Origin of the sequence: Synechococcales cyanobacterium T60_A2020_003 (genome assembly GCA_015272205.1) — a bacterium.
GTDB lineage: Bacteria > Cyanobacteriota > Cyanobacteriia > RECH01 > RECH01 > JACYMB01.
Genome location: JACYMB010000144.1, coordinates 16,371 through 28,051 on the forward strand (window position 1 = coordinate 16,371; position 11,681 = coordinate 28,051).

Sequence of the window (11,681 nt, forward strand, 5' to 3'; positions counted from 1 at the left end):
GACAGAAGAGGCGATCGCCCATACCCCTTAAAACTAGACCCCTAAACTAGGCTAGGTGCAGTGGCATAAATCTGAGTTACAACCTCGGCAAAGCGCTTCATCGCCGTTTCCAGTTCTTCATCCGATGCCGTTAAGCTAATCCGCACACATTGATGGGTGTGATCCCAGGGATCGCGGAGTCCGGGGAAGAAGGCGTTGCCGGGAACCACGATCACGCCGACCTGCTTTAGGTGCTCATAGAGGTCGCGATCGCGCCCAGGCAGATCCTTCAACCACACCCAGGCAAAGATTGCGCCTTCCCCTTGGTGGAGGAACCAGGGCAGATCCCCAGGCATGGCCGCATCCAGCGCCGATTCTAGAATCGCAAACTTATTCTGATAGTAAGGACGAATCACTTGTTTCGCTAGGGTTGGCAAGGCTCCCGACCGGATCGCACGGGCGGCGATCGCCTGTCCGTATCTAGAAGAATGAATGCAGAGGTTGGTCTGAAAGCACTCTAGGGTTTCAATAATATTGGCATCGGCGATCGCAATTCCAATCCGCTCACCCGGTAATCCCGCTTTGGAGAGGCTCATGCCGTGAACGATGTTATCGCCGAAAATCGGTGTCATTTCGGCAAAGTTCAACGCTGGGAACGGTGGCGCATAGGCGGAATCGACAAACACAGGCACATCATAAGGAGCCGCCAACGCCGCAATTTTGCGAACTTCCTCATCGGTCAGCACGTTCCCCGTCGGGTTGCAGGGACGGGAAAACAGCATCATGCCCGTGTTTTCGTTGACCTCCAACTGGCTGAAATCGGGACGGTACTTGAAGCGATGGGTGGTCGGATTCGTCTCGATCGCAGGCTGATAGGCTTTTAGGGCTTGCTGGATCAGGGGAACACCCCCGTACCCTGTAAAGTCGGGACTGAGGGGCAAAACGATATCCTTCATGTGCCCACCCTCGGCAGCATAGCCCCCATAGGCATTGGCGGCGAGGAAGTAAAGAGCTTGGCTACCGGGGGTAATCAGCACGTTGCGATCGCTCAACTCCAGCCCATACCGCTGGTTAAAGTCTGAAACGATTGCTTCGATCAGCGGCTGATACCCCTGGCTCATGCCGTAGCGACAGACTACTTCCCCGTATTCAGAACTGTTGAGCAGGTCTGCTGTACAATCCCGCCACAGTTGCTCCACCTCTGGTAAAATCACCGGATTTCCGGCACTGAGGTTAATGAAGTGGCGATCGCCGCCCGACCTCAGCGTTTCGATAATGTCCTTCATAATCGCCCGCACCCCGGTCAGTTGAGACATGCGATCGCCAAATTGTCCGAGGGCGGGATTCAGAGCCATAGGTTAATTTTCCTTTTAAGGTGGGCGTTAAATGGGAGTGTGAATAGTTTTCCTAGAATAAATCGAAATCAGGCGTTGATGAATACAGCTATGAATTGCCCTCATCCCCAACCCGTCTCCCGCAGGAGAAGGACGCTAAAACTCTTGTTCCCTCTCCTTGGGGAGAGGACTAGGGTGAGGGCTGAAAAAGGCTTGAACACGAAAATCATACTTCTGTTCAGCAACGCCCGAAATCATGCGCACCCTCAGAGATGGCTGCTTCCATATCTTCTAGGGAGGCTCGTTGAATGCCGGGCCGCTGGAGGATACCAGACAGGGTTTCTCCATTGACGTTGAGAGGGAAAATTTTGACTTGCCCTTCGTCATCAATTACAAACTCAACTCGGCGACCGCTCACGAGTTTGAGATGCTGGCGAATTTCATCGGGGAGAGTAATTTGTCCGGTATCGTTGACGGTTGTGCTAATCATAGTTTGGATGGCGGTAAGGTCGCTTCTACCCAGATTTTAAAGTGTAGAAAGAAACCTAGCTGAGACAGAACCCCGATTTCTCAAAGAAACCGGGTTCTCGAACGATTAGCCTAAAGATGCCAATGCGTGATCCACTGCTGCCAATGCCTGATCAATCTCCCCAGCGGTGATAATCAGCGGCGGCACGAAACGGAGAACCTTCGGACCAGCGGGAACGAGAAGCACCCCTTCAGCGATCGCCGCTTTCACCATAGCTGGAGCCGTTAGCTCAATATCGGCCTTCAGTTCCAGACCGTTAATCAAACCCCAGCCGCGCACTTCTTCCACCAAGTTGGGATACTTGTGCGCCAGAGCGATTAGCCCAGCCCGGAGTTGTTCACCCCGTGCGTTCACGTTGTCGAGGATGTTCTCGGATTCCAGAGTTTTGCACACCGCAAGCGCTACCCCGCAGGCAAAGGGATTGCCGCCAAAGGTGCTGGCATGATCCCCAGGCTGGAAGACATCGCACTTGGCTTTGCACAGCATTGCGCCAATGGGAATGCCGCCGCCTAGCCCCTTGGCTGAAGTAAAGATGTCCGGCTCAATCCCCAGGTTCTCGTAGCCCCAGTAGTGACCCGTACGCCCCATGCCCACCTGCACTTCATCGCAGATCAGCAGAATATCTTTCTCATCACAGATTTCCCGAATCCGCTGGAAGTAGGCGCGATCGCCCGGACGAACACCACCCTCACCCTGGAGCGCTTCCAGCATAATCGCGGCAACTTGGGGTTGATCGGCATCGAGTTCAGCGATCGCCGCTTCTAGGGCAGCAATATCGTTATAGGGAACGTAGTGGAACCCTGGAACCAGGGGATTAAAATTCTTTTGATACTTGGGCTGTCCGGTAGCGGTGATGGTTGCCAGAGTCCGACCGTGGAAGCTGGCGTTTGCCGTAATGATGACCGGATTTTCAATGCCGCGCACCGTATGGGCGTACTTCCGGGCTAGCTTAATCGCTCCTTCGTTGGCTTCCGCACCGGAGTTACAGAAGAAGACGCGATCGGCACAGGAATGCTCCACTAGCCACTTCGCCAATTCACCCTGAGCCGGAATGTAGTAGAGGTTGGAGACGTGGTGCAATGCCCGAATATTCTCATTCACCGCTGCAATCATGGCGGGATGGGCATGACCGAGGGTACAGGTGGCGATCCCGGCAACAAAGTCCAGATACTCGCGGCCTTCGGTGTCCCAAACGCGGCTGCCTTCGCCTCGCTCTAAGGTGATGGGAAAGCGGGCGTAGGTCGTCATTACATAGGTATCAAACTCTTCGGGGCTGATGGCGGAGAAGTTTGTACCAGGTGCAGAAGGTTGAACGAGTGTTTCTGGACTCACGGATAATTGCCTCTGAATGCTTCAAGTCTTCAAGTAAGGTGCCAAGCGTGGGATGCGTTAGCAACAGCGTAGCGCATTGTCTAAGGAAAGACCTCAAACATGGGTTTGCCGTAATGTCTACCGATCTTAAATGAATCATTTCGGAGATTTCTATAGCCTAGGTGGGCGAATTCCCATCACCAAGTTATGAAATAGCAACATCCCACCCTACACATATTTTTTCAGTAACAGCCCTAACCGCTCCTGAACGTCTGGAGAGATATGGTCTTTTGGCGTTAAGATTGCGTACTTTAGAGCGCTGTGAGCATCGGACGGAGGAAAATTCTCGCTCAAACGCCGGACGGTTTCGCGGATCACGCGTTGGGCATTGGTGGCATTCTTCATCAGATTGCCGATCACCATTTCAACGGTGACGCTGTCGTGATCGGGATGCCAGCAGTCGTAGTCGGTGACGAGAGCCAGGGTTGCATAGGCAATTTCGGCCTCTCGTGCCAGCTTTGCTTCTGGAAGATTAGTCATGCCGATCACCGTTGCGCCCCAGCTTCTGTAGAGGTTCGATTCCGCTTTGGTAGAAAAGGCTGGCCCTTCCATGCAGAGGTAGGTGCCGCCGTGATGGAGCGTGACATCGGGGAGATCGAGGCTGGCGATCGCCTCTCCCAAGACGCCCGCCAGATTTTTACAAATGGGATCACCAAAGGCAATATGAGCCACGATTCCATCCCCAAAAAAGGTGGAGACTCGACCTTTAGTGCGATCAATAAACTGATCGGGGATCACCATATCCAGAGGCTTTGCGGCGTCCTGGAGCGATCCTACGGCGGAGGCGGAGATCAGGTACTCCACCCCTAAACTTTTCATGGCGTAGATATTGGCGCGGAAGGGAAGTTCAGACGGTAAGAGGTGATGGCCGCGACCGTGCCGTGCCAGGAATGCAACGCGGGTGCCGTCCAGGGTGCCTAGGATCAGCGCATCTGACGGTGAACCAAAGGGCGTTTCAATCTGGATTTCCTCAATATCCGTGAGCGCCTCCATCTTGTAGAGTCCGCTGCCCCCAATGATCCCAATCTTGACGTCAGCCATTTTTTTCAACCCTTCGCACGGCATCAACCTCCCGAATTCTACACCATCCCCATCAAGGTCACTTCCCAGACCAGACGGGGCTGAACGTAGTGCAGTAGATGTCGCCGCGCCTCTTCTAGGAGCCGGAGGGGTTGGGTGTGCCCCTGACGCCAGTAGGACTGCTGTAGGTAATCGGTCAGCCAAAGCTGGGCTTCAGGAGACAGGGATTGCTGAATGGTGCGAGCCAGTTCGAGGGCGTGGCGGGTGGAGGCGGGTGGTTGAGACACACTGCTGAGCAGATCGGCGGGAATCTCCTGAAGCTGCTGCCAGTGGGCGATCGCCATTCCCGGACTACCCTGAGCCAACGCAATGATCTCTGGCGTATTTAGAATCTCCTCATGATCGGCACGCATCAAGACCTGAGACATGGCCTGATCCGAGAGCCGATAAAACGGAATGCGCTGACAACGGGACACCAGGGTGGGTAACAGAGAATCGATACTAGGAGCGATCAGAATAATCGTTGCCTGTCCGGGTTCTTCCAGGGTTTTCAGCAAACTATTCGCGGCAGATTCCGCCATGGTTTCTGCCTGTTCGATCACCACGAGCGATCGCCCTGCCTCTAAGGGAGGCCGACTCAGAAACCGGGTAATCTCGCGAATTTGTTCAACCCGCACCTGGGGAGGCGTCCGCTTTTGGACTCCGGCTTCGATCGCCTCGGCAGCAGTCAACCGTTTGCCTTGATGCAGATAGGTTGGCTCCACCCACAGTAAATCGGGATGGTTGCGATCGCGAATGCGGGTCGTGTTGCGATCACTGGAATCCCCCGGTTTCGACAACAGCAATTCCGTAAATCCCTGAGCCGCGAGACCCCGACCCACGCCCGATGGCCCCACGAAGAGATAGGCAGGGGCAACGCGATTCTGCTGCACCGCTGCTTGGAGCAAGTCCACCGCCTGGGGCTGACCGATTAAGGATTCGAAAACGAGGGATACCACTGCTGAAGATGTTCCATAACGACGGTTTGCACCTGCTGAGCTACCTGATCTGGCTCTAAGCTAGCGTCAATGCGGACAATACGTTTGGGATACTGATGCGCTAAGACTTGAAACCCAGCCCGCACCCGCTGATGAAAATCGAGACTGGCTTGTTCCAGACGATCAAGACTTCCTCGTTGCTTCGTGCGCTGTAAGCCAATTTCAACATCAACATCCAGCCACAGGGTTAAATCACTTTGAAGTCCTCCAGTGGCGATCGCATTCAGTTGCTCAATTAAACCCAGATCCAACCCTCGCCCATAGCCCTGGTACGCCACGGTTGAGTCAGTGTAGCGATCGCACAATACTATAGATCCCTGAATTAACGCAGGTCTAAGGTAGGACTCGACATGCTGGGCACGGTCAGCCGCATACAGCAACAGTTCAGCCCTATCCTGCATCACCTCATCCGAATTTTGGTCGAGTAAGACCTTGCGAATGGCTTGACCAATGGGGGTTCCTCCCGGTTCACGAGTGGTCAAAATCTCGGCGTGTGGATAGTGTGCTTGGAGTATCTGAAACCAGGGGTGAGCGGCTAACCAGCAGTCCAAGCGCTTGATTTGAGTCGTTTTTCCGGAGCCTTCGCCTCCTTCCAGAACAATAAACGTGCCAGGTGTACGTCGTCTTTCGGGAGTGTTCAAGAGACTATCTACACGGGAAGGAATCATAACTAGGCTGCACGTAAGGATTTGAAAAATAAAGAGTCCTGTACTAACCTAAGACCATATCAGTAAAAGATATAGTAGGTGAGATTCTAGACCTAGCGCTAATCCTTGAGGTTATTGCAAGTCGCACAGCCAATGTTGCACCTACTTAGAGTCTAGGTTCTGTCGAAAGATATATTTAGTCCTGAACATCTCTGTCTATGCTGGTATAGCTGTATTGCATCGGTGCATCCTCAGTTACGAGTTGTGTATTTCCGGTGCACGCATTGGGTTAGTCAAACGTTAGAATTCCGCGTTTAGGCGCGTCTCTCCCAAGTCAATTTTTGGATTGATGCAGTTGCAAAGCCGCTAGTTCCCAGTAGTTCTTGGATTAGGGCTGCTCAAGGCTACGTAACTAGATCTAAGCTTAGAGTTGGGAATAGCCTCTCAAGCTCATTGTTGCTAAACAGACGAGGACGCAAAGGTAATTATGGCTCGCTACACCAGTTTATTTACCATCGCGATTCAATCGGACAGCTTTCCAGGGCTGTTAGCTGAGCTTTTGGAATCGTGCAATCTCAGGGTTGTTTACGACACAGGTGACTATTTAATGGCGAGGGAATTGCCGGGCGAGGTGAGTTATGCTCAGCTTGTAACGGTTGAGATCTTGATTGATAAGCTCCCGGAAGCCTTGGATGCTCCCATCACGATGAACTTCGTGGTTAAAAATGAGGAATTACCGCTGAAACGGGATAATCATTGCCGCCGAATGTTCAATCTTGTGAATCAGGCGATTATGGAAAATCATCGCTGGCATTTGATGGAAAGTGTAGCGAGCTAGCGATCGCCCGCTCCAATGGTCTATCGATTTGGCCGATTAAGCCGATTAATCGGATCGAGGATGGCTCTGAATACGGCTCAGAGCCATTTTTAGCGTTAGGTTTCGGTAGGGTGCCATACCTTTGGGGATAGGCGATGGCGCTTCGCTAGTGGCGATCGCCCAAGGATTGCCTGAAAAAGTACGACATTTAGTCGAATAAGTGTGCTGTTTTCCACACTAGGTGTTATGCTTCCGGCATCAATTGTGGAAGCTTCACGCCATTGGAATGACTTAGCACGGTCAATGTCTGGGTCAGATTGCCCAAACTGATCAGCTTGTTGCATGTCGTGCGCCAGTTCTGCCGGGACGCATCAACCCCAGCACGGATCGTAGCTAGGCACCTCAGATACGTTTCATGGCGTTCTGCCTAAAAATGCGTCATTAGGCGTAGAGTGTTCTGATTGCATCGACTAATGATGGAAATATATAGAATGCCTGGCTTCCCTAGGCCATTTGCTCAAACGATATAAAGCAATCCCGTTTTCAAATCCGACCGCTATATGTTATACATACGCTTTTCAAATGTTCGAGTAGGGAGTATGGTGAATTTTTGTAAAAGATACTCTTTAAATATTTAAACTTTGAGCAGTTTTGCGTCCAGACTTAATAGCTCGGTGTCAGGTAGAGGGCTGTCAGGTCGGATGAATCAAAAATTTTGCACTTGCAATTGTGCAAGATGTCACGTGTGATGTGTGGAGTGTAATGATTTATGGTTTTGTCAGCTACTTCTTCGAGCCGATCTTTAGAACCAACGTCGCTACGTCGGTCAGAATGGGGAGCGATCGCCCTTCCCGCAGGAAAACTGTTTGGCACGGATGGGATTCGTGGACGTGCGGGTGATCTGCTGACGGCTCCTTTAGCGATGCAAATTGGATTCTGGGCAGGACAAACGCTACGCGATCGCGCTAAAACTGCTGGCCCAGTTATCTTGGGTCAGGATTCCCGAAATTCTAGTCATATGCTGGCGATGGGATTGTCGGCAGGTTTGACCGCTGCGGGGCTAGAAGTTTGGAACCTGGGGTTGTGTCCAACCCCTACTGTGGCTTACCTCACCAGCATTTTGCCTGCGATCGGCGGGGTCATGATTTCTGCCAGCCACAATCCCCCCGAAGATAATGGAATCAAGTTTTTTGATGCAGATGGCACGAAACTGTCTGCTGATCTACAGCGCACAATTGAGGCATCGCTGCGGTCGAATCTCAGCGGCGAAGGGCTGGCTGTTGGCAATTTTCTGTCGAACCAGTGGGGACAGCACTATTATCGTCCTGATTTAGTCAGTACCTATGTGGAGTCCCTCCATAGTCCTCTGCTGCCGAGTGTTTCGTTTGAGGGGATGCGGGTTGTGCTCGATCTCGCCTGGGGAGCCGCTGTGGAGGTTGCGCCCCTTGCCTTCCGCAATATGGGGGCAGAGGTTATTGCAATGCACGATCGTCCCGATGGCGATCGCATTAATGTGAAGTGTGGATCGACCCATCTAGAGGCGTTGAAAGCAGCCGTCAAGACATCCAACGCTCACATCGGATTTGCCTTCGATGGCGATGCCGATCGCGTGATGGCCGTGGACGCAAATGGACGGGTTGTGGATGGAGACTATATCCTCTACTTCTGGGGGCAATCGCTCAAGTCTTCAGCAATGCTGCCCAACCAAACGATTATTTCAACGGTGATGGCGAACCTTGGGTTTGAACGGGCTTGGGAACGCCAGGGCGGTAAGTTGGTGCGGACACCCGTTGGAGATCAGTACGTGCAGGCGGAAATGCGTCGGCAAGGGGCAATGCTAGGGGGTGAGCAGTCCGGACATATCCTGTGCCATCACTACGGTGTTTCGGGCGACGGACTCTTAACAGCGCTTCACCTCGCGGCCATGGTACGGCGCTCTGGAAACAACCTGACAGAACTCATGGAACAAAGCTTCCAAACCTATCCTCAAGTGCTTAAAAACGTGCGAGTTGAAGATCGCGATCGCCGTCTAAACTGGCAGCAAAACGATAAGCTGACTGGAGCTATTGCCCAAGCAGAAGCGGAAATGGGGGATCAAGGTCGGGTGCTCGTTCGGGCATCGGGCACAGAGCCAGTGATTCGGGTCATGGTCGAGGCGATGAGCGATAAGCTAACTCACCTATAGACGGATACGTTGGTTCGAGCCGTGGAGCATTACGCTGCATCGTTTTAAGACAGTCCAAAGGAGTCCGTAATTTCTGCGGACTCCTTTAGGGACTATCGAAATTATTGAATAGCGATGAAATGCTACAGGAACTACATTCCTGGCAAGTTCAGACCACCCGTTAACTCTTCCATGCGTTCGCGCATAGTTGCAGTCGAACGCTCATAGGCATCCTTCATCGCAGCCAGAACGAGGTCGGAAAGCATTTCTGCACCTTCTTCAAGGGCAGCAGGGGTAATTTCAACACGACGTGGTTCTTGGTTGCCGCTCAGAAATACCTTAACTTGCCCACCCCCTGCGGAACCTTCGACTTCTAGTTCCTCAAGTTCTTGCTGAAGCTTCTTAGCGCCTTCCTGAACCTGTTGCGCTTTCTTGATCGCTTCAGTTAGCTCTTTCATTTTGCCAAGACCGAAGCCAAATCCTTGTCCTTGTCCTTTCTGCATAATTCTCTATTGTGGTTTGAACATTTTGGCCAACGATAAGTATGGCCGTGGCATCAATACACGATACCGCATCTCCTTGGGAATCGTAGTACGGTAATCCCGATAGTTCTATAGTTCCCAAGATTTTCTGTGGAGCGACCCTAGCTCTACCAACAGAATAGAACGTTTACCTGTTTCATTTTAAATAAGATGCGATCCCACCGTGGCAATTCGTCTAGACTCGCTCGAATTCTCCAAGAATCTTAACTTCCGGTTCCAAGAGCAACGACCATTGCTGTTCAACCTGCTCCTGGATATGGCGGATGAGTCGGAAGATGTCATCTGCGGTAGCCCCCCCGCAGTTCAGAATAAAGTTTGCATGGCGTTGGGCAACTTGCGCCCCACCAATTTGGTAGCCCTTTAATCCGACCTGCTCGATCAGCCAACCGGCACTGCGCGGCGTTGGGTTACGGAAGACGCTTCCACAACTGGGTAGGTGGTAAGGCTGACTATTACGGCGGCTATTGAGGTGCTCGGATGTGGTCGCTAAAACCTGCTCCGGGTTGGTACCCGGCTGAAGCTGAAGGGTGGCTTGGGTCACTAAGCGGCGATCGCCCTGGAGATTGGACATGCGGTAGGCATAACCTAGGGCTTCGGGTTTCAAGATAACCGTTTGGCAATTCGGTACCAAAACCTGAACGTCAACCACGATATCCGCCATACAGGATTGGTGAGCTCCAGCATTCATCACGACGGATCCACCGACTGTGCCCGGAATACCTACCGCCCACTCTAGCCCTGTCCATCCCTGAGCCGCCGCCTGCCACGCTAACCGAGCAAGCGGTACACCGGCTCCAACGGTGATTCGTCCTGTATCCGCCTCAAAGATTTTGGTGCGGAGATGACGGGTTGCAATCACAAGTCCGGGTACACCGCGATCGCTCACCAGGAGGTTGGAACCTGCTCCCAGGAGAGTGATGGGAATGCCCCGATCTTCTGCCCAGTTAAAACTAGCATGCAACTCTTCAAGACTGCGAGGCGCAACGTAGAGCTCGGCAGGCCCCCCCACGCGAAATGAAGTGAAATTCGATAGCGGCACTTGCGTCCGAATCTGGCAATCTACTCCTGGTAGAGTAATAGTGCTGGGTGTGGAACCTAGGGGAGGGGAGAAAAATTTACCACACTCTTCGGGTTGGCTTAAAGGTGCCATAGGTCTAGAGGATGTTGGAGCTGCGGCTCTCCGAATTGGAGGATCTTTAGAAACGGTCATGATAGTATCTGGATTGTGCCTCACACATTCAAAGTTTGTCTTCAAGCGATTTCAAACGCTAGGGAGGAACGCGCCCTCAGGGATAAATGACTATAAACGGGGTTTGTCAACTTGCCAATGCGCGTATGGATAGAGGTTTAAGGGAATAACAGCTTTGAATTCGTCGCGTCATTGCTAATAGATTCCATGTCATACGCAAAGGTTCAGGATTGAATGTAGGCGGGTGACGCCTGAGGACGATCGAGAGATTGATAGTACTGGGATAGTTCAGGAATCAATTGATTTAAGTTACCCGCTCCTAAAAACAAGACGAGATCTTGAGGTTGTAACTGTTGTTGGAGGTAGGCTAACACCTCAGGCAGGGTCGGTTGGTAAACAACTTGATGATGATGGCGAGCCACTTCTGCCGCTAAGGTTTCACCTGAGAAGTTTCCCGGATTCGCTTCTCCGGCACTGTAGACGTCCGTCAGTACAACTAAATCGGCATTGCTGAAGGCTTGCCCAAACTCTTCTAAGAAAGCCTGGGTTCGGCTGTAACGATGGGGTTGGAAAACCGCCACCACTCGCCCGACCGCCGCTGGGTCACTCGAAACTCGGAGGCGAGCCGCAGAAAGAGTCGCCTGCAATTCACTGGGATGGTGGGCATAGTCATCAATGAGCGTGATTTGCCGATATTCACCTCGATGCTCAAAGCGACGCCGTGCTCCCTCGAAGGTTGAGAGAATTGCTGTAATTTGGGTGAATTCTAGACCCAGTAACCGACCAATGGCGATCGCCGCTAGGGCGTTATTCAAGTTATGTTGGCCAAGGACTTGAAGATTAAGAGTGCCAAGTGCGGTTCCCCGTTCCCAAATGCGAGCTGATGTGCCGTTGGCATGAAAGTTGATCTGGTCGGCAATATAATCGGCTTGGGTGCCAGGCTGACTGCCGTAGGTAATGGTGGGATGAAGCGCCTCGACGACCGTTTTACAGTCTGCACACCCGACGAGAATATCGCACTGGCTTGCGAACTGTCGGAAGGTGTCAATCAC

12 protein-coding genes are annotated in these 11,681 nt (G+C 52.4%); 2 read left to right on the plus strand and 10 right to left on the minus strand.

The window, feature by feature from the left end; genetic code table 11:
- Positions 1 to 41: 41 nt before the first annotated feature.
- The 6 genes from IGR76_07795 to IGR76_07820 all read right to left on the minus strand — a co-directional run bounded on the left by IGR76_07795 (position 42) and on the right by IGR76_07820 (position 5,938).
- On the minus strand, positions 42 to 1,328 hold the full coding sequence (locus IGR76_07795; GenBank protein MBF2078411.1) for a valine--pyruvate transaminase: 1,287 nt from the start codon (positions 1,326 to 1,328) through the stop codon (positions 42 to 44).
- Positions 1,329 to 1,551: 223 nt separating this feature from the next.
- Positions 1,552 to 1,803 carry an AbrB family transcriptional regulator gene (locus IGR76_07800; protein ID MBF2078412.1) on the minus strand — a complete coding sequence of 84 codons (252 nt, stop codon included), beginning with the start codon at positions 1,801 to 1,803 and terminating at the stop codon, positions 1,552 to 1,554.
- A gap of 105 nt (positions 1,804 to 1,908) precedes the next feature.
- Positions 1,909 to 3,174, minus strand: a complete 1,266-nt coding sequence (locus IGR76_07805) for an aspartate aminotransferase family protein (GenBank protein ID MBF2078413.1) — start codon at positions 3,172 to 3,174, stop codon at positions 1,909 to 1,911.
- A 207-nt stretch (positions 3,175 to 3,381) separates the two neighbouring features.
- Positions 3,382 to 4,254, minus strand: coding sequence for an S-methyl-5'-thioadenosine phosphorylase (locus tag IGR76_07810; GenBank protein ID MBF2078414.1), 873 nt, complete (start codon positions 4,252 to 4,254; stop codon positions 3,382 to 3,384).
- A gap of 38 nt (positions 4,255 to 4,292) precedes the next feature.
- On the minus strand, positions 4,293 to 5,231 hold the full coding sequence (locus tag IGR76_07815) for a DNA polymerase III subunit delta' (protein ID MBF2078415.1): 939 nt from the start codon (positions 5,229 to 5,231) through the stop codon (positions 4,293 to 4,295).
- A complete protein-coding gene (locus IGR76_07820; GenBank protein ID MBF2078416.1) occupies positions 5,204 to 5,938 on the minus strand; it encodes a dTMP kinase in 735 nt (244 codons plus the stop codon). The genes IGR76_07815 and IGR76_07820 overlap by 28 nt, the downstream gene beginning before the upstream one ends.
- 466 nt (positions 5,939 to 6,404) lie before the next feature.
- Here IGR76_07820 and IGR76_07825 point away from each other — a divergent pair, with 466 nt between their 5' ends.
- Positions 6,405 to 6,755, plus strand: coding sequence for a hypothetical protein (locus tag IGR76_07825; protein MBF2078417.1), 351 nt, complete (start codon positions 6,405 to 6,407; stop codon positions 6,753 to 6,755).
- Positions 6,756 to 6,850: 95 nt separating this feature from the next.
- On the opposite strand, the gene IGR76_07830 is transcribed toward IGR76_07825, so the two are convergent.
- Positions 6,851 to 7,078, minus strand: coding sequence for a hypothetical protein (locus tag IGR76_07830; GenBank protein MBF2078418.1), 228 nt, complete (start codon positions 7,076 to 7,078; stop codon positions 6,851 to 6,853).
- 425 nt (positions 7,079 to 7,503) lie between these two features.
- Here IGR76_07830 and IGR76_07835 point away from each other — a divergent pair, with 425 nt between their 5' ends.
- Entirely contained in the window at positions 7,504 to 8,919 is a 1,416-nt protein-coding gene (locus IGR76_07835; GenBank protein ID MBF2078419.1) for a phosphoglucosamine mutase, read from the plus strand.
- A gap of 131 nt (positions 8,920 to 9,050) precedes the next feature.
- On the opposite strand, the gene IGR76_07840 is transcribed toward IGR76_07835, so the two are convergent.
- The 3 genes from IGR76_07840 to IGR76_07850 all read right to left on the minus strand — a co-directional run.
- Complete coding sequence (locus IGR76_07840; GenBank protein MBF2078420.1) at positions 9,051 to 9,401, minus strand: YbaB/EbfC family nucleoid-associated protein; 351 nt, start codon at positions 9,399 to 9,401, stop codon at positions 9,051 to 9,053.
- A 214-nt stretch (positions 9,402 to 9,615) separates the two neighbouring features.
- Positions 9,616 to 10,650: a UDP-N-acetylmuramate dehydrogenase gene (murB, locus tag IGR76_07845; protein ID MBF2078421.1), complete on the minus strand. Its 1,035-nt coding sequence runs from the start codon at positions 10,648 to 10,650 to the stop codon at positions 9,616 to 9,618.
- Positions 10,651 to 10,853: 203 nt separating this feature from the next.
- Positions 10,854 to 11,681 (minus strand): UDP-N-acetylmuramate--L-alanine ligase (locus IGR76_07850; protein ID MBF2078422.1); only part of this gene is annotated, 828 nt, incomplete at its 5' end.

Excerpts from the sequence above, each read along its gene's own strand:
- IGR76_07800 (MBF2078412.1), bottom strand. The coding sequence starts at position 1,803 with ATGATTAGCACAACCGTCAACGATACCGGACAAATTACTCTCCCCGAT.
- IGR76_07810 (MBF2078414.1), bottom strand. The coding sequence starts at position 4,254 with ATGGCTGACGTCAAGATTGGGATCATTGGGGGCAGCGGACTCTACAAG.
- IGR76_07820 (MBF2078416.1), bottom strand. The coding sequence starts at position 5,938 with ATGATTCCTTCCCGTGTAGATAGTCTCTTGAACACTCCCGAAAGACGA.
- IGR76_07825 (MBF2078417.1), top strand. The coding sequence starts at position 6,405 with ATGGCTCGCTACACCAGTTTATTTACCATCGCGATTCAATCGGACAGC.
- IGR76_07830 (MBF2078418.1), bottom strand. The coding sequence starts at position 7,078 with ATGCAACAAGCTGATCAGTTTGGGCAATCTGACCCAGACATTGACCGT.
- IGR76_07835 (MBF2078419.1), top strand. The coding sequence starts at position 7,504 with ATGGTTTTGTCAGCTACTTCTTCGAGCCGATCTTTAGAACCAACGTCG.
- IGR76_07840 (MBF2078420.1), bottom strand. The coding sequence starts at position 9,401 with ATGCAGAAAGGACAAGGACAAGGATTTGGCTTCGGTCTTGGCAAAATG.
- murB (MBF2078421.1), bottom strand. The coding sequence starts at position 10,650 with ATGACCGTTTCTAAAGATCCTCCAATTCGGAGAGCCGCAGCTCCAACA.